Source organism: Arthrobacter sp. 05L428, from assembly GCF_056397665.1.
This window is the reverse complement of record NZ_JBFTNW010000002.1, coordinates 328,240-354,636: the sequence shown is the minus strand read 5'-3', so window position 1 is coordinate 354,636 and position 26,397 is coordinate 328,240. Positions and strand designations below refer to the sequence as shown.

The 26,397-nt window shown below is 68.8% G+C and carries 21 protein-coding genes; 13 read left to right on the top strand and 8 right to left on the bottom strand.

What is annotated here, in order from left to right; translation table 11 throughout:
* The 3 genes from AC1DH3_RS08040 (at position 1) to AC1DH3_RS08030 (ending at position 4,790) form a co-directional block, all read left to right on the top strand.
* Positions 1 to 1,593: an ABC transporter permease gene (locus tag AC1DH3_RS08040; RefSeq protein WP_441418965.1), complete on the top strand. Its 1,593-nt coding sequence runs from the start codon at positions 1 to 3 to the stop codon at positions 1,591 to 1,593.
* Positions 1,590 to 2,765 (top strand): ABC transporter ATP-binding protein, encoded by a 1,176-nt coding sequence (locus tag AC1DH3_RS08035; protein ID WP_441418964.1) that lies wholly within the window; start codon positions 1,590 to 1,592, stop codon positions 2,763 to 2,765. Before AC1DH3_RS08040 ends, AC1DH3_RS08035 begins: the two co-directional genes overlap by 4 nt.
* A gap of 105 nt (positions 2,766 to 2,870) precedes the next feature.
* Complete coding sequence (locus tag AC1DH3_RS08030) at positions 2,871 to 4,790, top strand: glycogen debranching N-terminal domain-containing protein (protein WP_476892850.1); 1,920 nt, start codon at positions 2,871 to 2,873, stop codon at positions 4,788 to 4,790.
* Here AC1DH3_RS08030 and AC1DH3_RS08025 read toward each other — a convergent pair.
* Both AC1DH3_RS08025 and AC1DH3_RS08020 read right to left on the bottom strand, forming a co-directional pair.
* Positions 4,787 to 5,602: a phosphatase PAP2 family protein gene (locus AC1DH3_RS08025; RefSeq protein WP_476892851.1), complete on the bottom strand. Its 816-nt coding sequence runs from the start codon at positions 5,600 to 5,602 to the stop codon at positions 4,787 to 4,789. The two genes, AC1DH3_RS08030 and AC1DH3_RS08025, sit on opposite strands and share 4 nt — an antisense overlap.
* Positions 5,603 to 5,643: 41 nt before the next feature.
* Positions 5,644 to 6,261 carry a YdeI/OmpD-associated family protein gene (locus tag AC1DH3_RS08020; RefSeq protein ID WP_476908999.1) on the bottom strand — a complete coding sequence of 206 codons (618 nt, stop codon included), beginning with the start codon at positions 6,259 to 6,261 and terminating at the stop codon, positions 5,644 to 5,646.
* Positions 6,262 to 6,304: 43 nt separating this feature from the next.
* On the opposite strand from AC1DH3_RS08020, the gene AC1DH3_RS08015 reads away from it, so the two are divergent.
* From AC1DH3_RS08015 to AC1DH3_RS07985, 7 genes are all read left to right on the top strand, one after another.
* Positions 6,305 to 7,102, top strand: a complete 798-nt coding sequence (locus AC1DH3_RS08015; RefSeq protein ID WP_476892853.1) for a VOC family protein — start codon at positions 6,305 to 6,307, stop codon at positions 7,100 to 7,102.
* A gap of 46 nt (positions 7,103 to 7,148) precedes the next feature.
* Entirely contained in the window at positions 7,149 to 7,688 is a 540-nt protein-coding gene (locus tag AC1DH3_RS08010; protein ID WP_175322253.1) for an NUDIX hydrolase family protein, read from the top strand.
* 121 nt (positions 7,689 to 7,809) lie between these two features.
* Positions 7,810 to 8,877, top strand: a complete 1,068-nt coding sequence (locus tag AC1DH3_RS08005) for a DUF6707 family protein (protein WP_476892854.1) — start codon at positions 7,810 to 7,812, stop codon at positions 8,875 to 8,877.
* A gap of 90 nt (positions 8,878 to 8,967) precedes the next feature.
* Complete coding sequence (locus tag AC1DH3_RS08000) at positions 8,968 to 9,693, top strand: SRPBCC family protein (protein WP_476892855.1); 726 nt, start codon at positions 8,968 to 8,970, stop codon at positions 9,691 to 9,693.
* Positions 9,694 to 9,726: 33 nt separating this feature from the next.
* Positions 9,727 to 11,025 (top strand): tRNA guanosine(34) transglycosylase Tgt, encoded by a 1,299-nt coding sequence (gene tgt / locus AC1DH3_RS07995; protein WP_476892856.1) that lies wholly within the window; start codon positions 9,727 to 9,729, stop codon positions 11,023 to 11,025.
* A 123-nt stretch (positions 11,026 to 11,148) separates the two neighbouring features.
* A complete protein-coding gene (locus AC1DH3_RS07990; protein ID WP_441418956.1) occupies positions 11,149 to 11,898 on the top strand; it encodes a dienelactone hydrolase family protein in 750 nt (249 codons plus the stop codon).
* Between the two features lie 184 nt (positions 11,899 to 12,082).
* On the top strand, positions 12,083 to 13,045 hold the full coding sequence (locus AC1DH3_RS07985; RefSeq protein ID WP_476892857.1) for a type IV toxin-antitoxin system AbiEi family antitoxin domain-containing protein: 963 nt from the start codon (positions 12,083 to 12,085) through the stop codon (positions 13,043 to 13,045).
* A gap of 59 nt (positions 13,046 to 13,104) precedes the next feature.
* Here AC1DH3_RS07985 and AC1DH3_RS07980 read toward each other — a convergent pair whose 3' ends face one another.
* A complete protein-coding gene (locus AC1DH3_RS07980) occupies positions 13,105 to 13,803 on the bottom strand; it encodes a queuosine precursor transporter (protein ID WP_476892858.1) in 699 nt (232 codons plus the stop codon).
* 332 nt (positions 13,804 to 14,135) lie between these two features.
* Positions 14,136 to 15,527: an MFS transporter gene (locus tag AC1DH3_RS07975; protein WP_476892859.1), complete on the bottom strand. Its 1,392-nt coding sequence runs from the start codon at positions 15,525 to 15,527 to the stop codon at positions 14,136 to 14,138.
* Between the two features lie 142 nt (positions 15,528 to 15,669).
* Between AC1DH3_RS07975 and AC1DH3_RS07970 the strand changes: the two genes are divergently transcribed.
* Complete coding sequence (locus AC1DH3_RS07970; protein WP_476892860.1) at positions 15,670 to 16,533, top strand: hydroxymethylpyrimidine/phosphomethylpyrimidine kinase; 864 nt, start codon at positions 15,670 to 15,672, stop codon at positions 16,531 to 16,533.
* Between the two features lie 98 nt (positions 16,534 to 16,631).
* On the opposite strand, the gene AC1DH3_RS07965 is transcribed toward AC1DH3_RS07970, so the two are convergent.
* The 3 genes from AC1DH3_RS07965 to AC1DH3_RS07955 all read right to left on the bottom strand — a co-directional run bounded on the left by AC1DH3_RS07965 (position 16,632) and on the right by AC1DH3_RS07955 (position 21,519).
* Positions 16,632 to 17,906 carry a serpin family protein gene (locus AC1DH3_RS07965; protein WP_476892861.1) on the bottom strand — a complete coding sequence of 425 codons (1,275 nt, stop codon included), beginning with the start codon at positions 17,904 to 17,906 and terminating at the stop codon, positions 16,632 to 16,634.
* Between the two features lie 188 nt (positions 17,907 to 18,094).
* The gene (locus AC1DH3_RS07960) at positions 18,095 to 19,843 is read right to left on the bottom strand and encodes a pyruvate dehydrogenase (RefSeq protein ID WP_476908998.1); all 1,749 of its coding nucleotides are present in this window, start codon (positions 19,841 to 19,843) and stop codon (positions 18,095 to 18,097) included.
* A 164-nt stretch (positions 19,844 to 20,007) separates the two neighbouring features.
* Positions 20,008 to 21,519 (bottom strand): helix-turn-helix domain-containing protein, encoded by a 1,512-nt coding sequence (locus AC1DH3_RS07955; protein WP_441418949.1) that lies wholly within the window; start codon positions 21,517 to 21,519, stop codon positions 20,008 to 20,010.
* A gap of 141 nt (positions 21,520 to 21,660) precedes the next feature.
* On the opposite strand from AC1DH3_RS07955, the gene aceA reads away from it, so the two are divergent.
* Both aceA and aceB read left to right on the top strand, forming a co-directional pair.
* Positions 21,661 to 22,989, top strand: a complete 1,329-nt coding sequence (gene aceA, locus AC1DH3_RS07950) for an isocitrate lyase (protein ID WP_441418948.1) — start codon at positions 21,661 to 21,663, stop codon at positions 22,987 to 22,989.
* A gap of 205 nt (positions 22,990 to 23,194) precedes the next feature.
* Positions 23,195 to 24,859 carry a malate synthase A gene (aceB, locus tag AC1DH3_RS07945; RefSeq protein ID WP_476908997.1) on the top strand — a complete coding sequence of 555 codons (1,665 nt, stop codon included), beginning with the start codon at positions 23,195 to 23,197 and terminating at the stop codon, positions 24,857 to 24,859.
* Between the two features lie 241 nt (positions 24,860 to 25,100).
* On the opposite strand, the gene AC1DH3_RS07940 is transcribed toward aceB, so the two are convergent.
* A complete protein-coding gene (locus AC1DH3_RS07940; RefSeq protein ID WP_476893033.1) occupies positions 25,101 to 26,249 on the bottom strand; it encodes an MFS transporter in 1,149 nt (382 codons plus the stop codon).
* Positions 26,250 to 26,397 lie beyond the last annotated feature (148 nt).

The window sequence follows — 26,397 nt, the reverse complement described above, 5'->3', positions numbered from 1 at the left end:
GTGACAAAAACGCTAACGGCTCCCGGAACCACCGGAAGCACGACGACGGCGGGCAGGGGCAAACGCCCCCGCCCGCCTTTCGGCGTTTCCGTGGTAGCCATCCTGGCGGTCCTGATCGCCCTGTTTTCGCTGATCCCGCTCGGCTACGTGGCGGTCATGACAGTCGCCACCGGCTGGGACACCGCCGTCGGCCTGATCTTCCGCGCCCGGGTAGGCGAGCTCCTGCTCAACACCGTGCTGCTCACGCTGATCACCGTGCCGCTCTGCCTGATCCTGGGCGTGGGCGGCGCGTGGCTGGTGGAACGCACCAACCTCAAGGGACACAAGTGGTGGGCCGTGCTGCTCGCGGCGCCGCTCGCGGTTCCGGCCTTCGTCAACAGCTACGCCTGGGTCTCGGCCGTGCCATCGATGGGCGGGCTCTGGTCCGGCGTGCTGATCGCCACCCTGTCCTATTTCCCGCTGGTCTACATCCCCGCCGCCGCGACGCTCAGCCGCCTGGACCCCGCCATCGAGCAGTCCGCCGCCTCCCTGGGCCTTGGGGCGTGGCGCGCCTTCTTCCGTGTGGTGCTGCCGCAGCTGCGGATCGCGATGACCGGCGGCGCGCTGCTGGTCTCACTGCACCTGCTGGCCGAGTACGGCGCCTTCGCGATGATCCGTTTCGACACCTTCACCACCGCGATCATGGTCCAGTACCAGTCCACCTTCAACGGGACGGCCGGGAACATGCTGGCCAGCGTGCTGGTGTTCCTCTGCCTGATCCTGCTCCTCGTGGAGGTCCGCAGCCGCGGCACCGCCCGCTACGCCCGGGTGGGCTCCGGCGCCCAGGCCCGCGCACTGCGCCTGCCGCTGCACGCCTACCAGCTGCCCGCGCAGCTGTCCCTGCTGGCCCTGACCGCGCTGGCTTTCGGGCTTCCGCTGACGTTCGTGCTGCGCTGGATCTTCGCCGGCGGGCCGGACATCTGGGCCGCCGATGAGTTCCTGCCCGCGCTGCTGCAGACGCTCGGCTACGGCCTGGCCGGCGCCCTGGCCACCACCGTGGTCGCGTTCCCGATGGCGTACCTCGCCGTGCGGCATCCCGGCTGGTTCAGCAAGGCCCTGGAGCTCTCCAACTACGTCACCAGCTCCATGCCCGGGATCGTCGTCGGCCTGGCCTTCGTCACCGTGAGCATCCGGCTGGCACCGGACCTTTACCAGACCACGGCACTGCTGATCTCCGCCTACGTCCTGCTGTTCGTGCCCCGGGCGCTGGTGAACATCCGCTCCGGGCTTTCGCAGGCCCCCAAGGAGCTCGACGAAGCGGCCCAGGCCCTCGGCAAGCCTCCGCTGCTGGCCTTCCTCCGGGTTACCCTGCGGCTCACGGCTCCGGCCGCGGCCGGCGGCGCTGCCCTGGTGTTCCTTGGGATCGTGAACGAACTGACGGCCACCCTGCTGCTCTCCCCCAACGGGACGCGCACCCTGGCCACGGAGTTTTGGAGCAAGAGCAGCGAAATCGACTACGCCGGTGCCGCCCCCTACGCCCTGCTGATGATCCTGATCTCGGCGCCGATGACCTACCTTCTTTTCCAGCAGTCCAAGAAAGCAGCGGGACAGTGACCGAACAAAACCCCTCCCGACTTCCGGAACCCCGGATCGCACCCTCCGTGGCGCCCAGCACCAACAGCCACCTGGAAGTCGAGGCCGTCACCAAGAACTTCGGTTCCCAGGCCGTCCTCAAGGGCGTCAACCTTTCCGTCGCGAAGGGCGGCACGACGGCGATCGTGGGCCCCTCCGGCTCGGGCAAGACCACCTTGCTGCGGTTGATTGCCGGCTTTGAGCACCCCGACACCGGCAGCATCTCACTCGATGGCCGCAAGGTAGCCGGCGACGGCCTCTGGGTGCCCGCGCACAAGCGGCACGTCGGCTACGTGGCCCAGGACGGCGCCCTCTTCCCGCACCTGACCGTGGGCCAGAACATCTCCTTCGGACTGGACGCCGGCAAGCTCCCCGGCGGCCACCGCGGAGTCAAGGCCCGCGTCGCGGAGCTGCTCGAGATGGTCGCCCTGGACCCGGCCATGGCCAAGCGGCGGCCGCACCAGCTCTCCGGCGGTCAGCAGCAGCGCGTCGCGCTGGCCCGCGCCCTGGCCCGCGAGCCCGAACTGATGCTGCTGGACGAACCGTTCTCCGCGCTCGACGCCGGGCTGCGCGTCGCCACCCGCCGCGCCGTCGGCAAGGTGCTCCACGACGCCGGCGTGACCACCATCCTGGTCACCCACGACCAGGCCGAGGCGCTCTCCTTCGCGGACCAGGTCGCCGTGATGCGCGGCGGCAAGCTCGCCCAGATCGGCAACCCGTTTGTGGTCTACACCCGCCCGGCGGACCGGGCCACCGCGGAGTTCCTGGGCGACGCCGTGATCCTCGACGCCTGGATGGAGGGTTCCCTGGCCACCTGCTCGCTGGGCGGCATTCCGGTCCGCCGGCCGCCGGCACAGGGACGGGTGCAGCTCATGCTCCGGCCCGAGCAGATCCGGATCGCGGAGGACGGCCCCATCCGCGGCACCGTGGTGGACACGGACTACTTCGGCCCGGAGACCACGGTACGGCTCAAGCTGGCCGTTCCTCCGGTCCTGGCCGAGGGCGCCGTTGCCGACCACCGCTACCCCGGCGGCGGCGAGATCATCACCATCCGGCACTGGAACGCGTCGATCGCCCGGCCCGGCACCGAACTGTGCCTGAGGGTGGTGGGTGAGGCCGTGGCCTTCCCGATGGAGGACACCACGCAGGACTGAGCCCCGCCGGTCGGGCGACGTGCCCGCAGACGGGCGGACCTGCAGGCGGGCGGCACCGCGGGCGGGCCTAGGTCCGCCCCGGCCTTCCGGCATAGGCTGGGGCGCATGACTGTTCAGCCAGCACTCCACCGTCAGCACTGTTCCGTGGCCGCCCCCACCCAGTTGTGGCTCGACGCCGACGGCCGGCTGGCCGGCGATGTATCCGGCGAGAGCGCCGCAGGTACAGCCACCGCCACAGGCGCCGGCGACTGGTTCACCGGGCTCTTGCATGGCGACACCCGGATGCTGTGTCGGGCCGAGGTGACCGTCAACGGCTTCGCCCCGGAACCGGCCACGGTCGAGGCCTCCCCCGGCGGGGTGCTCCGGGTCCGCGGACTCGTGCGCGGCATCGAGGGCCCCACCGAGGATCCCGCCGTCGAACTTGTGCAGACCTGGACCGTCACGCCCGGCGCTGTCCGCGTCTCGCTGCGGCTGAGCACCTCGCTGGAGGCCCTGGACGCGGAGGTTGAGGTGCGGCTGGCTGCGGACTTTACCGACATGGCCGCCATCCGGCTCGGGCGCTACCGCGAACCCTTGCAGCCCGCGGCGGCGGATGATTCCTCGCTGCGCTGGAGCGAGGGCGGCAAGACCCTGACCGTTTCCGCGCCCGGCAGGGTGGCCCGCGGCGAACGGCTGATCTGGCGCGGGACCGCCGGCCGCGGCAGGCCGCTGGAAGCCGAGTGGCAGGCCGTGCTGGCCGACACCGAGGACATCGTGGTGGCCGCGCCGCCGCCCGCCCGCCGGGTCCGGACCGAGCCGGAGGGGGACCTCGGCCTGCTCCTGGACAATGCCCTCGACGAGCTCGACGGGCTCCGGCTGGCCACCCGGAAAGCCCCTGAGGCGCCGTTCCTCGCCGCCGGGGCGCCCTGGTACTTCACCCTGTTCGGCCGGGACTCGCTCTGGGCGGCCCGGCTGCTGCTGCCGTTCGACGCCGCCCTTGCCGCCGGGACCCTGCGCGCCCTTGCCGCTTACCAGGGCACCAAAACGGACCCTGCAGCGGCCGAGGAGCCGGGCAAGATCCTGCACGAACTGCGGGCCAAGGAACTGGTGCTGGAAAGCCAGGCCCTGCGGCTGCCCCCGGTGTACTTCGGCGCCGTGGACTCCACCCCGTTGTGGCTGTGCCTGCTCGGCGAGCTGGGCCGCGCCGGCACCGACGACGCCGCGGTCCGCGCCCTGCTGCCGAACGCCGCCCGCGCCGCGCAGTGGCTGCTGGCCGCCGGGATGGCCGGTGCAGACTCCGGCAACGGCGGGTTCCTCAGCTACCAGGACACCTCCGGCCACGGGCTGAGCAACCAAGGCTGGAAGGACTCCCGGGACGCCATGCAGTTCCGCGACGGCCGCCAGGCCGACGGCCCGATCGCACTCTCCGAGGTGCAGGGCTACGCCTACCAGGCAGCCGTGGGGACGGCAGAACTGTTCGACTCGTACGGCGAACCCGGGGCCCAGGAGCTGCGCGACTTCGGCGAGGCGCTGAAACACAACTTCCGCGAGCGCTTTTGGGTTCAGGACGACGGCGGCCGGTTCCCCGCCATGGCGCTCGACGGCCACGGCGAACCGCTGGACATCCCGGGCTCCAACATGGGCCACCTGCTGGGCACCGGGATCCTGGACGCCGCGGAGGCGCGGCTCGTGGCGGACCGGCTGCTCAGCCCGGAGCTGTTCTCCGGCTACGGCCTGCACACCCTGTCCCGGCGCGCGGCGGGATTCTGGCCCTTCAGCTACCACTGCGGCTCGGTCTGGAGCCACGACACCGCCATCGCGATCAGGGGCCTGCTCAGCGAGGGATTCACCGCCGAGGCACGGGTGCTGGCCGAGGGCCTGCTGAGCGCCGCGGGGTCGTTCGGGCACCGGCTCCCGGAGCTCTTCGCCGGCGTCACCGCGGCCGAGTCGGGGCGCGCGGTGCCGTATCCGGCCTCCTGCCACCCGCAGGCGTGGTCCTCAGCCTCCGCGGTGGTGCTCGCCCAGGCGCTCGGCGTAGCGTTCTAGGGCCTCTGCTCCGCCCGGGCCGGCAGACCCGGCTCGGCCTGAAGTGCCGGGTAGGCCGGAAGTGCCGGCGCGGCCGGCGCCTGGTCCGGGTCCGCCATCCGGGGGTCCGCCGTCCGGGCGCCGCGCAGGCCATCGACCAGGACCACGACGCCGGTGACGGCCACCGCCAGGCCCAGCGAGGCGACCACGTCCGTCAGCCAGTGGTAGCCGAGGTAGAGCCGGCTGAACGCGACCAGCAACGTGCCGAGGGCGGCCCCCGAGAAGGCCAGCACCGCCGTCGAACGCCGCGCCGTGCGGGCGCCGGCGCTGCCCAGCAGCAGGTACACCAGCACCAGCAGGAAGACGCCGGTACCAAAGGTGTGCCCGGAGGGGAAGGACAGGGCATCGTCGGGGCCCATCAGGAAGTCCGTAGCCGAGGGCCTGCCGCGCGCGACCTCGTGTTTGATCAGGGTGGACACGCCGAAGGCGGCCGCCATGGCTCCGAGGAGCAACGCCGGCCGCCAGATTTCGCGCTTCCAGACCGCCCAGCCGAGCGCGAGCAGGCCCCCGATGACCGTCATCCAGCTTGGCGAGGTGACCGTGCTGACGGCAGCCAGGATTCCTGTGGCGAGGGGCGACCGGTCCTCCACCAGGGCGTCATGGACTCCGCCGTCGAGCAACGCGAGCCCCGAGTCCGTCTGGACTGCGGCCAGCATGAGCCAGAACACGGCCTCGCCGGCCACCAACAGGCCTGCGGCGGCAAAGAACAGCGTGCGCTGCGAACGCTGGGTGGGGGCGGCGGCGCGCGAGGGCCCGCTTTGGGTGGTAGGCATTGGGCTATTTTCCCACCCCAGGCTGTCGGGCTCCCGGACGGTTACCGGGAAGTCGCTGAAGGTCCGGGATCCGGCCGCCGGCTTTGCGGGTACGGCGTTTCAAAGCGTGCGAGCATGTCCACGAAGCCGGCGATCTTCCGCTCCCGGGTGGCGGCCTGCTTGACCGAGTTGGTCCGGTAGATCAGCGCGAACCGGTTCACCGACGTCAGGACCTCAAACATCGCCTGCGCCCGGGGGTCCGCCGCGATCGCCGCGGCCAGGTCCTCCGGCACCTCGGCTGCGGCCTGGCCCGCATAGGCCGCCTCCCAGCGTCCGTCGGCCTTGGCGCTGTCGACGGCAGCGCGCCCGGCGGGGGCCATCCGGCCGGCCGCTTCGAGGCGCCCGACGCGCTCCACGTTCCGCGCCGACCAGACGCTTTTCGGCCCCCGCCGGGTCATCCGCTGGAAGGACGTCTCGGCATCCCGGCGCCTGCCCTGCCCGTCGATCCAGCCAAAGCACAGCGCCTCCTGCAGGGCGGCCTCGTAGTCCAGTTCGGTAACCGAGCCGCCCTTCTTGTGCAGTACCAGCCACACCCCGGGGCTCTCCGCGTGGTGCTGTTCCAGCCACGCGCGCCACTCGGCGGCGTCTTTCACCAGCAGTTCCCTTAGCTCAGCAGCCATGGCACCATTGTGCTCCCGGCCCCGAACCATCAGGGAGATACCAATGCTGCGTGTCCGCCCCATCCATTTCACCTCCCGGCTCGATCAGTGGGAGCGGCTGCTGACCGACCTGGGCATGGTAAAGACCGCCGACGAGCCCACCTGGCGGGAGTTCGACGCCGGCGCGGGACGCCTGGCACTGCACTTCGCCGAGGCGGGGTCCGCGGAGGACGGCACCACCTCCTTCGGCGTCGAGGTCGGCGACCTGGCGGAATTTGCCCGCCGGACCAACGAAGCCGGTGCCGCGACCGGTGCCGCCGGCGGCACCACGGCGGAGCTCATCGACGCCGACCACGGTTCCTCGTGCCGGGTCTCTTCGCCGGATGGGTTCAGCTTCCTGGCAGATCCCGCCGTGCGCGCGTCCGACGGCACCTGGTCCACGTCTGCGGAGGCGGAGCCGGGTCTCGCCGTCGTCGGCGTCTGGTTCGCGCAGGATCCGCGGGCGGCGACCCAGACCCTGCGCGACATCGGCGCCCGCCCCCGCCCGGTGCCGGGCGCACCCGGTGTCGGCTACGCCGACCCCGACATCGTCGAAACGGAGGCGTTCACGGCGAAAAACGGCGGCGTCCTGATGGTCGGCGCCGCTGCCGGAACCGCGGCGGGCGCCGGGAGCGCCGGGCTGGCCTTCGAATACGACGGCGACCTCGACGCTCTGCGCGAGCGGCTCGCCGAGGCGGGGCATGACGTTGCGGCGGTCGAGGAGGCCGCCCTGCCGCTGCTGCACGTGGGCAACCCCGATGCGGACGGCAGTGCCGCCCACCCCCACGCCCTGTGGATCGCCGCGGCCCCCGGGTCCGAATAGACAGGGTGACCACGCCCGGGGAACGCGGATGGGGTAGAACTTAACCATGAACGTTCGCACCCCCGACCCCAATCCCGGCTGGCTTTCCGACGAGGATCTCTTCGAGGCCCGCGGCCGGCTTCCCATGGTCTACGTCGAGGCCGTTCCGGTCCGGCTTGACCCGCTCGGGTTCGTGAACGAGGTCGGCACCCTGCTGCAGGCCGACGAGGACGGCACCATGATCCGGTCCCTGGTTTCCGGCCGGGTGCTGTACCGCGAGACCATCCGGGCGGCCCTGTTGCGCCACATGGAAAAGGACCTTGGCCCGCTCGCCTTCCCGCAACTGCCGATCAGCCCGGTCCCTTTCACGGTGGCCGAATACTTCCCGTCCCCGTCCCACACCGGCTTCACCGACGACCGGCAGCACGCCGTCGCCCTGGCCTACATCATCCCCGTCACCGGCGAATGCTCTCCGCGGCAGGACGCCCTGGAACTGACCTGGATGACCCCGGAGGAAGTGATGAGCTCGGACGTGCAGCTGGAGTTCAGCGGCGGCCGCGGCGCCCTGATCCGCCAGGCACTGGCGTTCGCGGGCGTCGGCCACTAGGGAGTCTGCCCGGAGCAGCTGGACCGCCCCCGGGACGACCGGGCCGCCCCGGCGTCCCCGACTTCGCGCGCCGGTCTTTGTAGACTGTTGAGCGGACCGAAAGAGAAGTTAAGGACTCCAGATGACCCACCCCACAGCCTCACTGAACTACAGCGAACGGCAGGCGGGATCTCTGCAGACCGGGGATCTGCTGCTCCTGCCCGACGCCACGCGCACCGCCGAAATCCAGCGTGTGGACGTCGACAACGACGATTTCGGTTCCCCCGCCATCGTCCGCGCCACCCTCACCGGGGGCGGAGTGCTGCGGATCGCCGCCGGCTCCGTGGTCCGGGTCCGGGACGCCCCGACCGAGGCCGCGGAGCTGTCCCCTGTGGACGACGCCGGCCGCCAGGACGACGATGCTCCGGAGACCGCCTCCGGCGAACCCGCCGCTCCCTCCGCGGACGACGCCGGCCCGGAACTGCAGGTGGTCCCGCCCCGTCCCGCGGAGGACGGCAGCCCGACGTCGCCGTCCGCCGTCGTCGTCCCGCCGCCGCCGGTGGTTCCGCCGGCCGTCAGTGGACCGAGCGAGGCGGACCTGGCCTTGATCCCGATCGCGGAGGGAACTCCGGAGTCCGTAGTGGAGGCCGCGGCCGAGGCGCACCCCGATGCGCTGGGCGTGTTGTTGCTTAGCGACCGGCTCACCAAGGGCATCAACACCAAGTCCGGCAGCTGCCTCAAGGACCTCAGCGATCTGGCGCATGAACTGTTCGTCGTGCTCAAGGACGCCGACAACGCCCTCGCCGTCGCGGACCTGCTCAACGTGTTGCCCTTCGACGGGAACCCGGGCCGCTGGGCGTCGGTGGAAGCGTCTCTGGCGCTGGCCAGCTACATTTGCCGCCAGCGCGGGGAAGACGAACGCGCGGCCGTCTATGAGAAGTTCCTGCGGGCGCCGGACGCCATGGAGACGGACCCGTTTAAGTCGCGGATAAACGCCAAGGTGCGCCAGCGCTCACTCAACGAGCCAAACCTGTACGACAAGGAAATCTTCCGCGCCATCGACAACGCCAACCCGGATGCGGAGCGGGAGTGGCGTTTGCTGCGGCTTGAGGCGCTCCTCTTCCTGCGCGCGCACGGCGGCTCGCAGACCATCGGAGGCCCGGAAATAGAACGCCGGATCAGCAACGAACTCGAGTCCGTCCGCGGCTGAGCGCGCCGGCGGAACGCGGCCCGCCCGGGACGCCGATCGGTGGGCGTTTGGCCCTACCCGGGCAGGGCCGGGCGGGGTAAATTCAGCCCCATGACGAACAATCTCAGCGTGGTGATCAACTCTGACGCGCCGCAGGTCTGGACGATGCTGCGCGAACCCGCGAAGGTGGCCCAGTGGCACGGCTGGGAGGCCGACGACCAGGCCGCCGAGATCAACGCGATCTACTTCAGCCCCAACGTGGTCGAGAGCGCGGACCACTCGTCGCTCGTCGTCGACGGCGGCGACATCTTCACCCTCAAACCGGTCCCCGCCGGCACGGAGGTCAGCGTGACGCGCGCGGCGATCGACCACAATTCGGAGTGGGCGGCCTGGGACGAGGACATCACCCAGGGCTGGCTGACCTTTTTGCACCAGCTCCGTTTCGCCCTCGAGCGCCACCCGCACGGCAACCGGCGGACGTTCTTCTTCTCGGTGCCCGGGACGGGTGGCTCCGCGATCGACAAGCTGGGCCTGGCCGATGTGCCCGCGCCGGGCGAGCCGTACTCGCTGACCCTGGCCACCGGGGAGGAGATTGCCGGGAAGGTCTGGTTCCGGAGCAACCACCAGGTGGGCCTGACCGTGCACGGGTACGCCGAACACGGCGACGGCCTCGTCATCGTGGCGGACCAGCCCGCCATCCCCGAGGTCCGGCCCGACGGCGGCTCCCTGGTGATCGTCTCCACCTACGAGCTCGGCGCCCACCAGATGGAGGCCATCCGCAACTACTGGGACAGCTGGCGCGCTGAGAACTACCCCACATCGGACCCGCTGCACTAAGGGTTCCGCGGTGTTAGCTGGCACACTTGAACGGTGCCAGCGAATCCTGAACCCGCCCCCTCCGCCCCGCTGCCTGCCCGGCAATCCGAGTTTTCCTTCCGGGTGGGCAAGCGCTTGAGCGAAACGTGTGCGCCGTCGGGCGCGCAGGTGGCGGCGAACGGCGGGGAATTCCTGGGCCGCACCGGCACCATCGCCACCCCGCACGGGGAGATCCAGACGCCGGCGTTCATCGCCGTCGGAACCAAGGCCACGGTGAAGTCCGTGCTGCCCGAGGCCGTCGCCGATCTCGGCGCGCAGGCCGTGCTGGCCAACGCCTACCACCTGTACCTGCAGCCCGGCGCGGACGTCCTGGACGAGGCCGGCGGGCTGGGCGCCTTCATGAACTGGCGCGGCCCCACGTTCACGGACTCGGGCGGCTTCCAGGTGATGAGCCTGGGGTCCGGGTTCAAGAAGGTCATCGACATGAAGTCGGTGGACCACTCCGGCCCGGACGACGCCGTCGCGCCCGGCAAGGAACGCCTGGCCCACGTGGACGAGGAGGGCGTCTGGTTCAAGAGCCACCTCAACGGCGACCGGCACCGGTTCAGCCCCGAGATCTCGATGAACGTCCAGCACCAGATCGGCGCGGACATCATGTTCGCCTTCGACGAGCTGACCACGCTGCAGAACTCCCGCGGCTACCAAGAGGAGTCCCTGGAGCGCACCCGCCGCTGGGCCGAACGCTGCATCACCGAGCACTTCCGGCTCACCTCCGAGCGTGCCGGGAAACCCTACCAGGCGCTGTTCGGCGTGATCCAGGGCGCCCAGTACGAGGACCTGCGCCGCAAGGCCTGCCGGGACCTCGGCGCCATGAACTTCGACGGCTTCGGCATCGGCGGGGCGCTGGAGAAGGAAAACCTGGGCACGATCGTGCGCTGGTGCAACGAGGAACTGCCGGAGAACAAGCCGCGGCACCTGCTGGGCATCTCCGAGCCCGACGACATTTTCACCGCGATCGAAAACGGCGCGGACACCTTCGACTGCGTCTCCCCCACCCGGGTGGCCCGCAACTCGGCGTTCTACCACCCCACCGGCCGGTACAACCTCTCCGGCGCCATGTACAAACGCGATTTTGGTCCGCTGCAGGAAGGCTGCGACTGCTACGCCTGCCTGAACTACTCGCGGGCCTATATCCATCACCTGTTCAAGGCCAAGGAGATGGTCTCGGCCACCCTGATCTCGATCCACAACGAGCGCTTCGTGGTGAAAATGGTCGACGACGCCCGCCTCGCCATCGAGGCCGGCACCTTCTTCGAATTCAAGGCCGAGACCCTGGGCCGGTATTACTCCTAGGCTCCCGCTCCGGCCGCGCCCCCGTCCCTCCTTCGGCCGTTTCGACGGTTCCCCGCGCGTTCGACGCGGGTAAACGTCGAACGCGCAGGGAACCGTCTAAATGGCGTCGGATAGGCTGGCCGGATGTTTATCGAGATTCCCGCCGCAGACGGTACAGCCGAGGCCCTGGTGGCCCGCCCCTCCACCGGTGAGGGCCCGTTCCCGGGCGTCATCCTGTACATGGACGCCTTCGGCCTGCGCCCCCGCATCCAGGACATGGCGCAGCGCATCGCCGACTGGGGCTACGTTGTCCTGGCCCCGAACGTCTTCTACCGCGAAGGAACGGTTGCCGAACTGGCCCCGGACCTGGACATGACCACGCCGGAGGGACGCGAGGCGGCAGGCGCAGCCGCCTTCCCGCGGGTCGGCCGCCTCACCACGGACAAAGCCCTGCCGGACATCGACGCGTGGCTGGCGGCCTTGGGCGGTCTGGATGGCGTCGCCCCCGGCCCGGTCGGCGTCACCGGCTACTGCATGGGCGCCCGGCTTGCTGTCCGCACCGCCACCGCACACCCGGACGCTGTGGCTGCCTGCGGCGGCTTCCACGGCGGCGGCCTGGCGACCGACGAGCCCGACAGCCCCCACCTGGGACTCGGCAACGCCCGTGCCCGGTTCGTCTTCGGCCACGCCGATCATGATCGGAGCATGGATACCGACGCCGTTGCCCGTCTCGGTGCGGCCTTGGACGCGGCGGGCCTGAAGGCTGCCAACGAGGTCTACGCGGGGGCACCCCACGGCTATTCGATGGCGGACACCTCTGCGTTCCACCCGGAGGCCACGGAACGGCATTTCCGCGAGCTTCGCGAGCTCCTCGACGGGACGCTCAAGGCCTGACGGACCGCCCGGCCTTCGCCGTTTCGATGGTCCTGGCCGTTTCGACGATCCGGGCCGATTCGATGGTTCCCTGCGTGCTCGATGTAACCAAGCAGCCTTAGCGCAGGGAACCGTCGAAACGGCGTTGTCCACATAACCCCACGGCGCTCTGGAGCGAGCCGGCCGGTTGGCCAAAGCTGGTCCCATGCCCACCAAACTTCCCGACGACGGGACCCTCTGGCGCACGGACCAGCTTTTGGCATCCGGACGAAATTCCCGGGCCATTGCCAGGCACGTCCGGGACGGAACCCTCGTCCGGCTGCGCCGTGGCTGCTACGCCCGCGGCGAGTGGTGGCGGGGCCTTGATGCCCCGGCCCGACGTCGGCAGCTGATTTCGGCGCATGCGCTCGGAACGCTGACGACGTCGGCGGGAGGCTTCGTGTACAGCCACATCTCAGGTGCCAGCCTCCATGAACTCCAGCTGTGGAGGGTCGATGACCGCGTGCACCTGACGCAGAACGGCTGCCCCTCGCGGATTTCGCACGGGCGCGACGTCGTCGCCCACACCAGGCGGGTGACAAGCCGCGAGATGTGCTTCGTGGACGGATTGCCGTGCACGTCCCTGGAACGCACGGTCGTGGATTGCTGCCTGATGTTCACCGTGCCGCAGGCTGTGATCCTGATTGATCATGCGGCCCGCCTGGGGGCGGATCTCGGCATGATCCGCGCCCAGTGTGGTGCCCTAGCCGGGCGTAACGGAGTGTTGGCGCTGCGCCGGGCCCTCGAGTTGGCCGATCCTCGCTCCGAATCAGCCGGAGAGAGCCTGACGAGGGAACTGCTGCACCGGATCGGGATTGCGCCGCCCGAGCTGCAGTACAGCGTTCTGACGCCGCTCGGGGAATACCGGCTGGACCTAGCCTGGCCCGAGCGCAAGGTTGCCCTCGAGTTCGACGGCAAGAGCAAGTACTTCGACTACCGGCCCACCGGAGAGGTCCTATTCGCGGAGCGGCAGCGCGAGAAGGCGCTGACGGAGCAGGGCTGGACGTTCCTCCGAATCGAGTGGAAGCACCTGTTCAACGAGGTGGAGTTCAAATACCGGGTCCTGCGGGCGCTGAACCGCGGCGCCGGGGCTGATTCCGCGCCGTTTAGACGGTCCGCTCCCGGCTAGACGCTTCTCAGCGTCGAGTGGGCTCGCGACCGTCGACACGGGGGATGTTGCGGGCGGAGCTAGACAGTCCCGTAGCTGGGTTCGCGCTTCTTCACCCAGCCAATGGCGAGCGTGGTCAGCGGCACGAAGGCGAACTCCACGAGCGTCTTGTAGAGGAATCCAACGAGGACGTAGTTCACGAACATCGCTGCGTCGGTAATTCCAATCACGGAGGCAGCGATGCTGCAGAAGATCAGCGTGTCCACGAACTCGCCGGCCACGGAGGACCCCATGATGCGGGCCCACAGGGACTTCTCCCCCGTCCGGGCCTTCATCCTTACCAGGATCCAGGAATTGATCGTCTGGCCGGCGAAAAAGGCCAGCAGGGAGGCGAGCACGATCTGCGGGACCGGGCCCAGGGCGCCTTCCAGCGCGGACTGCTTGGCGGCCCCATACTCGTCATCGAAGCCGGGCAGCGCGATGATGACCCAGTAGCAGAGGGACGCGAAAGCTGACAGTGCGAAGCTGGTGATGATCGCCTTGCGCGCCACCTTGAAGCCGTAGACCTCGCTGATGACATCGCCCAGGATGTAGGCCAGCGGGAAGAGGAAGAACCCGCCGTCGGTGATGATCGGGCCGATCGCCACGCCCTTGGAGGCGCCGATGTTGGACAGGATCAGCACCACGGCCATGACGGCCAGCATGATGCCGAAGTATGGGGAACCGATCGAGGCGAACTTCGGCGGGGCGGCAGCCGGAAAGGTCTTGGCGGAAGTCATGGGTGTTCCATTCGTAGTGGTTCGCTCGGCGGCCCGGTTCGCGTGAACGGGCGGGTCGGCCGGCTGTATTAGCACTGGAGGGCCCCGGCTGCACTCGCCCGGACCCGCCTCCATTCTCGCACCTGCCCGCCGCACCCCCGGCGGCCGCCCCCGCAGTCGCAGCGCCGACGTTAACGACGACGGCGGGCCGCCGGGTCCGGACCGAAGTCCAGAAGCCGGCAGCCCGCCGTCGTCCGCGGTGCGCCGTTTCGACGGTCCCTGCGGACAAGACGCTGCGTAGCGTCGAATCGGCAGGGAACCGTCGAAACGGCGCCAGGGTAGCGTTCGGAACCCTAGCGGCGCGAGGCGTCCACGAGATCCTTGCCGTCGTCCTCACGGGCAGCCGCGGGCTCCCAGGCGTGGCCCTGTTCGTGGTCCAGGTGCGTGGACTTCTTGTTCTTCAGCGCGAAGATGTAGACCAGCAGCGAGATGGCGATGGCCACTGTGACGTAGGTGAAGAACAGTTCTTCCTGGCCGGCCTTCTGCAGCGCCGCGCCGATCAGCGGGACGGTGCCGCCGAAGAGCGAGTTGGCGATCGCGTAGCCCAGCCCGACGCCGAGGGCGCGGATGGACGCGGGGAACAGCTCGGCCTTCACCAGGGCGTTGATGGACGTGTACCCGCCCACGATCAGCAGGCCGCCCATCATCAGCAGGAACGCCGTGAGCGGATCCTTGGTGCCGGCCAGGGCGGAAAGCAGCGGCCACGTGAAGAGGACGCCGGTGATGCCGAACCAGAGCAGGAGCGGCTTGCGGCCCACCTTGTCCGAGATGATGCCGTAGACCGGCTGGAGCAGCATGAAGATGAACAGCGCCCAGAAGTTGATCACCGAGGTGTCGGTCTTGGCGATGCCCGAGGTGTCATTCATGAACTTCAGGATGAAGTTCGTGTACGTGTAGAACGCCACCGTGCCGCCGAGCGTGATGCCGATGCAGATCATCAGCGGCTTCCAGTAGCTGGTGAACAGCAGCTTCATGGTGCCCGGCTGCGCCTGACCGGCCACCGCGGGGGCCTTTGCGGCCTCGATCTGTTCGGCCGAGACGGTCTCCTCCATGGAACGCCGGAGCCAGAGCACCACGAGGGCCGCGACGCCGCCGATCGCGAACGGGATCCGCCAGCCCCACTCGCCCAAGTCGCCCTTGGGCATAACGTTCTGCAGGATGACCAGGACCAGCAGGGCCAGCATCTGGCCGCCGATCAGCGTGACGTACTGGAAGCTGGAGAAGAAGCCGCGGCGCTTGGTGGTGGCGGCCTCGGACATGTAGGTGGCGCTGGTGCCGTACTCGCCGCCCACCGAGAAACCCTGGATCACGCGGATGAGGACCAGCAGGATCATTGCCCACAGGCCGATTTGCTGCTGGGTGGGGAGCACCGCAATAGCGAAGGAACCGGCGGACATCATCGTCACGCTCAGCGTCAGCGCGGCCTTGCGGCCCTTGCGGTCCGCGTAGCGGCCGAAGAACCAGGCGCCGATCGGGCGCATCAGGAACGACGTCGAGAAGACCGCCATCGCCTCGAGGCCGGCCTGGAGCTCGTCCTTGGAGTTGAAGAAGTGCGACTGGAAGTAAGCCGCGAAGACTGTGTAGACGTAGAGGTCGTACCACTCGACGAGGTTGCCGGCCGAGCCTTTGAGGATGTTGCCGACGGCTTTTCGGGTCTGGGCCGCTTCGGACAGTTGGGTGCTCATCAATGAACCTTCCTGGATCCGGCGTCGCAAGAGAGCAACACCGTCCGCCACCTTAGTTCCCGTGATCCAGAACACTCGGGTTTTGGTCATATTGGTCATACGCACAATGCGGCCCGTTTTCCCCGAGTGGCAGGATGGGTCCATGACTTCTTACGCCGTGGACAACGTGACCTCCGACGCCAGCGCCTACCCCGCCGTCGCCCTGACCATCGCCGGCTCCGAGGCCACCGGCGGCGCCGGCGCGCAGGCGGACCTGAAGACCTTCCAGGAACTCGGCGTCTTCGGCATCGCGAACCTGACCTGCATCGTGTCCTTCGACCCGAAAGACAACTGGAACCACCGCTTCGTCGCGGTGGACCAGCAGGTCATCGCCGACCAGCTGGAGGCGACGACGGCGGCGTACGGCGCCGCGTCCGGCGCGCCGTCCGTGCTGGACACGGTGAAGATCGGCATGCTGGGCAGCCCGGCGACGATTTCCACGGTGGCGTCGGCGCTGGCCGACTCTGCGTTCCGGAACGTGGTGCTGGACCCGGTGCTGATCTGCAAGGGCCAGGAGCCGGGCCACGCCCTGGACACCGACCAGGCGCTCAAGGCACAGATCCTGCCGCTGGCCACCTTCGTCACACCGAACCACTTTGAGGCCGAGTCGCTCTCCGGGCTGGAGATCACCGACGTCGACTCGCTCAAGGCCGCGGCCGTCCGCATCCACGAACTCAGCGGCGCCGCGGTGCTCGCCAAGGGCGGCGTGCGCCTGGCCGGGCCCGACGCCGTCGACGTCTACTACGACGGCGAGACGCTGGAGGTCCTCTCCGCCCCGAAGGTGGGCGAGGTCGCCGTTTCCGGCGCCGGCTGTTCGCTGGCCGCCGCCGTGACCGCGGAGCTTGCCAAGGGCGCGACGCCGCTGGAGGCCGCCCGCACGGCGAAAGACTTTGTCACTGCGGGGATCCGGAACCGGGTGGCCTCGGGCGCGCCGTTCGACGCACTCTGGCAGGGCGGCCCGCGCTAGCCGACGACGCTCCCTCAGGTCCGGCGGCTACCGAACAGCCGCTCCCTCACTGATTGAGGAGTCGGTCGATATTGACCGGCAGAATCTGAGCGAGCGCCTCATGATTGGCTGGGGTCGGACACCCGGCCCATGAACAGCGGCAGCCCGGTCTCGACGTGGACGATTTCGTAGACGAACGGCCGGTCAAAACGGATCGTGTGCGTGAAAGCGGCGCCGCTCACCGCCTCCGCGTTGACCTGGGACACGGCGGCGGCAATCGTGCCCTTTTCCGCCACGGTGATGTTGGCGGACTGGCCGGCCTGCGTGATCTTGAGGCCACGCTGGATTGAGTTGAAGTCCGTCTCGGTTTGGAGCGTCTCCCGCAGGCCGAGGCTGGCGAAGACCTCGCGCAACTCGAAAATGCTCTTCTGGTTCCACTGCGGGAGGGAAAGCTGGGTGGGCGACGGGGCGGCCGCGTCAAGGGCCCGCGCAGCCTCGGCAAGGTATGGCACCCCGGTGCCGGGAGCTCCGGAATCCGGCAGTACCAGGCGCATCACGAAGCCCTCGGCATAGGGAAGATCGACGGCCTGCCAGCCGTTTCCCTGGGCAAAGGGGAGATCCTGGACGCCGGACATGGTGGGTACCGATACCTGCCGGCCGGCCGCCGTCGTGAAGGGACGGTCTGCGGTGTCCGCCGGGTCGAAGGGCACCTTCCAGGCAGACGCGAAGTACACCGAGTTGAGCACGCTGAAGGTGTTGTATTTGCTGTACTCCGCAGGCGCTTTCTTGATCCGGCCTCCGGTGTTCTTGTTCACCCAGGCGTCGATTGCCGGCTTAGTGGTGTCCTCATCCTGAAAGTCCACCGGGTACACGCCGGTGCCGTAGTACCGGGCCAGGGAACGCAGGTACCCCTCTCCGGTGGGCACACCTTTGTCCACGAACAGGCCGTTGGCGGTGTGCAGGACCGGCCGGCGGGGCGGATTCTTCTCGTCCACCGAGCCGGGGTCGCCGTCGAAGGCTTCCAGGGAAGAGAGCAGCGAATCCAGGGCTTCGTCGCGGTGCTGGGCGGGGAGGCCCAGGACATTGTCCATCTCGGCGGCCGTTGCCCCGGTCGCACCTGTCCGCAGCATGGCCAGGGCAATCAGCAGGCTGCCCGGGGACGAGACCACGTTGCCGTTTCCGGCCTCCCCGCCGTCCGCGAGGAGTGCTGCGCCCAGTTTCCGCGCCGACGCCCGGAGCTGAGCCAACTCGGCCGGGTAGGCGGCGCGGTCCACCGAAACGCGTTCGACGCCGTCGGCCTTCAACAGCGCCGGCGGCGAGGCCGCACAGGCCGAGAGGACCAGCGCCATGACCGCCGCGGAAGCAATAATGCGTGCCGGAATCTTCTTTTTCATCGCGCCCCCAAGGCCTGTACCACCGCGTAAAACGGCGAGGATCCGCCTACGGCCAGTCAACCAGCGGGGGGCCGCCCCGCGCTAGCCCTTGGCCATTTCGACGGTTCCCCGCCCACTCGATGCGTCCCAGCGTCGAACCTGCACGGAACCGTCGAAACGGAGGCGGGCCACGGGTCCGCGAGGGCCCGTCAGCGCCGAGGGATGTTGCGCAGGTTGCTTCGGGCCATGCTCACGGCCTCGCCGGCTCCCCGGTTCAGCACCACCTTGGACATCGCCGTGGCGAAGCCCAGGATCTGCGCGCCCTTGATCTTCGGCGGGATCGAGAGTGCCTTGGGATCGGTGATCAGCTCCACGAGCGAGGGTCCGGGGTGCGCGAACGCCTCCCGGTAGGCGGCCTCGATCCGGGACGGATCCGTGACGCGGACGGCGTGGAACCCCAGGGCGCGGGCGACCTCCGCATAGTTGGCGTCCGGGACGTCGACGCCGAAATCGGGCAGCCCGTCCACCAGCATCTCCAGCTTGACCATGCCCAGGGTGGAATTGTTGAAGACCACCACGTTGACCGGAAGCCGGTGCGCCGCGACGGTGATCAGCTCCCCCAGCAACATCGAGAGCCCGCCGTCGCCGGAGACCGAAACCACCTGGCGTCCCGGGTATGCGAGCTGGGCCCCGATGGCGTGCGGCAGCGCGTTGGCCATGGAGCCGTGCAGGTACGAGCCGATCAGCCGCCGGGTGCCCAGAGGGTTGATGTACCGCGCGGTCCAGACATTGCACATGCCCGTGTCCGCCGTGAAGACCGCGTCCTCGGCCGCCACCTGGTCCAGCAGCGAGGCCGCGTACTCCGGGTGGATCGGCTCGGTCTTCTCGACCCTGCGGGTGTACGCCCCGACGGCCTTGTTCATCAGCCGGTCGTGCTTCTTGAGAATCGCGTCAAGGAAGCGGCGGCTCTTCTTCGGCTTCAGCAACGGCATCAGCGCAGTCAGGGTCGGAAGTACGTCGCCGTGCACGGCGACGTCGACGTCGGTCCGCCGGCCCAGGTTCTGCGCGGCCCGGTCCACCTGCGCCGTCCGGGTCCCGGGCAGGAACTGGTCGTAGGGGAAGTCGGTGCCGAGCAGGATCAGCAGGTCCGCGTCCTCGATCCCCTCGGCCGCGGCGCCGTAGCCGAGCAGCCCGGTCATGCCGATGTCGTAGGGGTTGTCGTACTGCATGAAGTCCTTGCCGCGCAGCGAGTGACCGATCGGCGCGGCGAGGAGTTCGGCGAGCGCGATCACCTCGTCGTGCGCGCCGTCGACGCCGGCCCCGGCGAAGATGGCGACCTTCCCGGCGTCGTTGATGGCATCCGCCAGTTCCCGCACGCTGGCGGGGTCCGGCACCATGGCGGCCGGCCGGAAGGCTGCTGGCGCCGGGGTTTCGGCGGTCGCCTCCAGCCCGGCAATGTCGCCAGGCAGGGTCACGACGGCGACGCCGCGGAGCGCGACGGCGTGCTGGATGGCGCTGTGCATCACCCGCGGCGCCTGCTCGGCCGTGCTGACGAGCTCGGAGTAGACCGAGCACTCGTTGAAGAGCCGGTCCGGGTGGGTTTCCTGAAAGAAGCTGCTGCCGATCTGTTTGCTCGGGATGTGCGAGGCGATGGCGAGCACCGGGGCGCCGGAGCGGTTGGCGTCGTACAGGCCGTTGATCAGGTGCAGGTTGCCCGGGCCGCAGGACCCCGCGCAGACCGCGAGCTTGCCGGTCAGCTGGGCTTCCGCCGCGGCGGCGAACGCCGCGGCTTCCTCGTGCCGGACGTGGATCCAGTCGATCCCGCCCTTCGCCGCTCCGCCGGTCTTCCGGACGGCGTCGACGATCGGATTGAGGCTGTCGCCAACAATCCCGTAAATCCGCTGCACGCCGGCAGCCTGGAGTTGTTCGACAAGCTGGGTGGCAAGTTCCTTGGCCATGGGTGCACGCTCCCGCGAGGTGGATCGATGAGCTGACACTGGCCAATATAGTCTGCGCGCCTGTCAGCCACGCCCAGAAAACGCTCCCACAGGTTCGGCAACCAAACCACCGAACGCTCCCCGAGCCCGACGGACCTGAGGGAGCGTGCCGGGTCCCGTCGAACTCAGTTCCCGGAGTGCGCCTGCAGGAAGGAGTAGACCTCGGTCTCGTCCACGCCCGGGAAGGCGCCGGGCGGCATCGCGGCAAGCAGGTGCGAGTGGGCGCGGGCCGAGGGCCAGGCGTTGCCGGCCCACTCGGAGGCGAGGGCGGCCGGCGGACGCTTGCAGCAGCTCTCGTCCGGGCAAGTCGACTTGGAGCGCTCCGTGGTGTCGCGGCCGCGGAACCACTTGACCTGCGCGTAGGGCACCCCCACCGAGAGCGAGAACTCCCCGTTGGCGGAACGCTCCGTCCGGGCCGTGCACCAGTAGGTCCCGGCCGGGGTGTCGGTGTACTGGTTGTAGGCGCTGAACTTGTCCGGCACGTCGAACACCACCCGGGAGGTCCAGTTCTTGCACGAGGGCTGGCCCTCGATGGCGCCGGTGTGGTCCTGCGGGAACGTCACGCCGTCGTTCTCGTATGCCTTGTAGATGATGCCGCTCTTGTGCGTCTTCTGGAAGTGCGTGCGCAGGTCCAGGTGCTGCGTGGCGAGGTTGGTGAAGCGGTGCGCCGCGGTCTCGTAGGACACGGCGAACGCGTCCCTAATGTCCTCCACCGCGATTTCCTTGGCCGCCTTGGCCTTCTGCAGGAACTCCACGGTGGCCTGCTCCGGCAGCAGCAGCGCGGCGGCGAAGTAGTTGGTGGCGACGCGCTGCATCAGGAAGTCGCCGTAGTTGGTGGGCGTCTGGTGGCCCAGCACGTAGTGGCCCAGGGCCTGCAGCAGCACCGAACGGGGGTCGTGGTCGCTCCGGGCGTTCTGCGTGAGGTAAATTCGGCGGTTCTTGAGGTCCGTCACCGAGCGGGTGGAATGCGGCAGGTCGCCCACATGGTGCAGGCTGAAGCCAAGGTGCCCCGCGATGTCGGCGATGACATGGTGGGACAGCGGGCCGGACGTGTGGCCCACCGACGCCAGCACCTTCTGCGCCTCCGCCTCGTATTCCGGGAAGTAATTGTTCCGCTCCCGCATCATGGCCCGCAGTTCACCGTTGGCGCGCCGGGCCTCTTCCGGCGTCGCGACCTGCTCGTTGAGGCGGCGTTCCAGCTCATGCTGCAGCCCCACCATGGACTCCAGCACGTCCATCGGCAGCCGTGAACTGATGCGGATCTTGGGCAGCTTCAGGGACTCGTAGATTGGGCTGCGCTGGTAACGCTCCAGCTCAATCTCCAGGGCCGCACGCCGGTTCGGCGGTTCCGCGCCGAGCAGCTCGTCGATGCTGACGCCAAGCGCAGCAGCAAGCTGCTGGAGCAGGCCGAGTTTGGGCTCACGCTTGCCGTTCTCGATCAGGCTCAGCTGGCTGGGGGCCGTTCCGACCGTGGCGCTGAGGTCATCGAGCGTGAGCCCGGCCGCCTTGCGCAGGTGCCGGACCCTTCGGCCCATGCTGATGACATCCACCTCTGGTTCGGCGGGGTGGGACGGCGGTACTGCCTGACGGTTCCAGCTGCTTGGATGCATTTCTTGAGAATACGGGAAGAAGTGCATTTCTTTCCATAGATTTCCCCTAGAAACCCCCTTGAAAGTAAAGAAAAGTAGATCTCACAGAAAGATTCACTACCTCGGAACAACCCGCCAGGACTTGCAGAGACGCAGACTGGCGGGCCGGGACCCATCAAGGAGACAAAGATGACTGCAGCATTTGAGCCCACCCAGCAGCCGGCCGGCCAGGACACAACAGAGCAGGCCGCCGCCCTGGAGCTCGAGTGGGCTGCCAACCCGCGCTGGGAAGGTGTCACTCGGGATTACTCGGCGTCCGACGTCGTCCGCCTCCGCGGCCGCGTCTCCGAAGAACACACGCTGGCCCGCCGCGGCTCCGAGAAGCTGTGGAAGCAGCTCACGGAGGAGCACAAGGAGGGCAAGTACACCAACGCCCTCGGCGCCCTGACCGGCAACCAGGCCGTGCAGCAGGTCAAGGCCGGCCTCCGCGCCATCTACCTCTCCGGCTGGCAGGTTGCCGCCGACGCCAACAATTCCGGCCACACCTACCCGGACCAGTCCCTGTACCCGGCCAACTCCGTTCCCACGGTGGTCCGCCGCATCAACAACGCCCTGCTCCGCGCTGACCAGATCGAGTTCTCCGAAGGCATCCAGACCGTCGAGGACTGGATGGTGCCGATCGTGGCCGACGCCGAAGCCGGCTTCGGCGGACCGCTGAACGCGTACGAACTGATGAAGTCGATGATCCAGGCCGGCGCTTCGGGCGTGCACTGGGAAGACCAGCTCGCCTCGGAGAAGAAGTGCGGCCACCTTGGCGGCAAGGTCCTGATCCCCACCCAGCAGCACGTCCGGACGCTGAACGCCGCCCGTCTCGCCGCCGACGTCGCCGGCACACCGTCGGTCGTCATCGCCCGCACCGACGCCGAGGCAGCCACCCTGATCACCTCCGACGTCGACGAGCGCGACCAGGAATTCATCACGGGCGAACGGACCGCCGAGGGCTTCTACAAGGTCCGCAACGGTATCGAACCCTGCATCGCCCGGGCCAAGGCCTACGCCCCGTACTCCGACCTCATCTGGATGGAAACCGGCACCCCGGACCTGGAGCTGGCCCGCAAGTTCGCTGAATCGGTCAAGGCCGATTTCCCGGACCAGATGCTTTCGTACAACTGCTCGCCGTCGTTCAACTGGCGCAAGCACCTCGACGACGCCACGATTGCGAAGTTCCAGCGTGAACTCGGCGCCATGGGCTTCACCTTCCAGTTCATCACCCTGGCCGGCTTCCACGCCCTGAACTACTCGATGTTCGACCTCGCCCACGGTTACGCCCGGGAAGGCATGAGCGCCTACGTCGAGCTGCAGGAAAAGGAATTCGCCTCCGAAGCCCGCGGCTACACCGCCACTAAGCACCAGCGCGAAGTCGGCACCGGCTACTTCGACGACATCGCCACCGCGCTCAACCCGAACGCATCCACTTTGGCCCTCGTGGGATCCACAGAAGAAGGCCAGTTCCACTAACTCACGACGGCGGCCTTGCATCCGGCCTTCGGTCCGGCATTGCTCTGCCTGCTATTCCCCGCGTCCGGGTCCGACCTCGCTGAGCGAGGACGGGCCCGGACACAGGGCCCCTTTTACGCAGGCTGCCGCAATCCCGGCACCTTTGGCCTCGCGCTTGAGTCACCATTCGCCGTCGACCTTGCTTCTTCTCTAAGGAGAGATTGAAATGAACAGCTTCACTGACAACTTCACTATCAACGGGGTTACGTTGACCGCACAGCCGATTTGCCGGCAGGGCGAGGTTCTGACTCCGGACGCGCTGGCTTTTGTTGCCAAGCTGCACCGGGCGACGGCGGAGCGCCGGCAGGAGCTGTTGCGGGCCCGGCAGGAACGCCGCCAGCAGATCAGCAAGGGGGAGGACCCGCGTTTCCTCCCCGAGACCGAGTCCATCCGCAACGACCCGGAATGGCGCGTCGCTCCCCCGGCACCGGGACTGACCGACCGCCGGGTCGAGATCACCGGCCCGGTGGACAAGAAGATGACCATCAACGCGCTGAACTCCGGCGCCAAGGTGTGGCTCGCTGACATGGAGGACTCCTCCACCCCGACGTGGCGCAACGTCATCCAGGGCCAGCTGAACCTCACCGACGCGCTGGAGCACCGGATCGACTTCACCTCCCCGGAAGGCAAGGAGTACAAGCTCCGCGCTGCCGAGGAACTGCCCACGATCGTGGTCCGGCCCCGCGGCTGGCACCTGCCGGAGAAGCACATGCTCATCGACGGCGCCCCGGTGGCCGGCGGCATTGTGGACTTCGGCCTGTACTTCTTCCACAACGCCCGCCGCCTGATCGCCCAGGGCAAGGGGCCGTACTTCTACCTGCCGAAGATCGAGAACCACCTCGAGGCGCGGCTGTGGAACGACATCTTCGTCCTGGCCCAGGACCTGCTGGGGATCCCGCAGGGCACCATCCGCGCCACGGTGCTGATCGAGACCATCACGGCCGCGTTCGAGATGGAGGAGATCCTCTACGAACTGCGCGAGCACGCCGCGGGCCTGAACGCCGGCCGCTGGGACTACATCTTCTCGCTGATCAAGAACTTCCGCACCCGCGGACCGCGCTTTGTCCTGCCGGACCGCGGCCAGGTCACCATGACGCAGCCGTTCATGCGGGCCTACACCGAACAACTGGTGCGGGCCTGCCACAAGCGCGGCGCCATGGCGATTGGCGGCATGGCCGCGGCCGTCCCCAACCGCAAGGACGAGGAAGCCAACGCCATCGCGTTCGAGAAGGTGCGCGCCGACAAGACCCGCGAGGCGGCCGACGGCTTCGACGGCTCCTGGGTGGCGCACCCGGACCTGGTGCCGGTGTGCCGCGAGGTGTTCGACGGCGTCCTCGGCGACCGTCCGAACCAGCTGGACCGCCTCCGCGAGGATGTCACGCCGGATGACCGCGCACTGATCGACATCTCCTCCACCACGGGGACGATCACCGAGCAGGGCGTGCGGAACAACATCGAGGTGGGCATCCGCTACATCGAGTCCTGGCTGCGCGGCAACGGCGCGGTGGCCATCCACAACCTGATGGAGGACGCCGCCACCGCGGAAATCTCCCGCTCGCAGCTGTGGCAGTGGATCTTCTCCCGCGCCATCACGGACGCGGGCGACGTTATCACCCGCGAGTGGGTGGAGGACATGCTGGATGAGGAGTTCGCCAAGCTGGAACGCTTCGAGGGCGACCGCTTCGCCGATGCCAGGGACATCTTCGAGGAGGTCACGCTCGGCAACGAGTTCCCCGCCTTCCTGACGTTGCCGGCCTACGACCGCTTCCTGCACGAAGCCCGCGACGGCGCCGACACCGCAGCCAACTGCGAGGACCTCGTGGCCGTCTAGCCGCCCGGCCCGGCGCGGGCGCCGCCTACGGCGTCCGCACCCGGGCCCCGCAAGAATTCCGTCCGCCGGGCTGCCACGCCCTTCGCAACAGGCACCCCGAAATCCGGGGCGGCAGCCCGGCAACGGAAGACCCTCCCCGTCCCCGACAACGGCGTCGAACGGACACTTGAGGCCCATGTTTTCCACAAAACATGGGCCTCACGTGTCCGTTCACGAGGGGGGCCCGCCGGGCTCAGTGAGGTCAGTGCGCCTTCGGGATGTGGCGCAGGGACAGCGCGCAGCCCAGGATGAACAGGGCCACCGAGCCCAGGATCATCAGCAGGGGCCCGGTCCACGAGCCCGAGATGCCGTGCACGAAGCCCAGCAGGGTGGGAGCCGCGGCGCCGAAACAGTAGCCGGAGCCCTGGACGACGGCGGACATCCGGCCCGCCGAGGCCTGGTCGCGGGCCAGCCGGATGATGGCGATGAAGATCAGGGTGATGCCGCCGCCCTGGGCCACGCCGCCGAAGGAGGACCAGAGCCACCACAGCTCGGGCGCCAGCAGGAGCCCCAGCGGCACCGTCAGCCACAGCGCCCCCAGGGTAAGTCCGACCGTCGTCGTGCTGGCAAAACGCGCCACGAACGGGACGCCTAGGCCGCCCGCGATCGCCAGGATTTGGAAGAGCGAGGATCCGGCGCCGGCCGCCGACGGCGCCAGCCCCAGTTCGTCGGCAAGGAGGCTGGGCAGCCAGGCGGTGACCCCATAGTAGGAAAACGCCTGGCCGGCGAATCCCGCGGTCAGCGCCACGGTGATCCAGCGCGACGCGGGCCGCCCCGCCGTTCGGGTCGGGTCCGCCCCCGGGATCGCTTCGGGCCGGAGCGAACTGCTGCCGGCGGCCAGCACCCACACCGCGCCGGCCGCAACCGCGAAGAGGGCGCACGCCGCGATGGCCGGACGCCAGCCGAGCAGTTCCGCCAACGGCGCCGTAATCATGGACGTGACGAAGGAGCCGATATTCAGCGCGGCGGTGTAGGTGCCCATGGCCGCTGCCTGCTTGGCCGGGCTGAAGTCGCGCCGGATGATCAGCGGGACCACAATGTTGCCGATCGTGATGGCGATGCCAAGAATCACGGTCCCCAGCATCACGAGGGCGCCCCCGCCCGCGGAGCGGACCACGACGCCGAGCAGCACGCCCAGCAGGGTCAGCGTGATCGCGAACTCCGGCCCCAGCTTCCGGCCCGTCAGCGATGCCAGCGGCGCGGCCAGCGCGAAGCAGAGCACCGGGATGCCCGTCAGGAAGCCGATTTCGACCGGCGAAAAGCCCAGATCGCGCTGCATGTTCCCCACCACCGGCGCGACCGCCACGAACGGCCCGCGCATGTTGAGGGCGATGAGTCCGATCGCGATCATCAGGAGCCCGCCGCGCGGGATCTTCGCCAGGGCACTCACCCGGCGGTCCGCGGACTGGCATCCGGGCAGAAATATGTTTTCATCAGTCCCATTGCTATCACGCGCGGCTGCGGCCCGCCCGGCACCCGCCGGAACATGACGGAGTCAG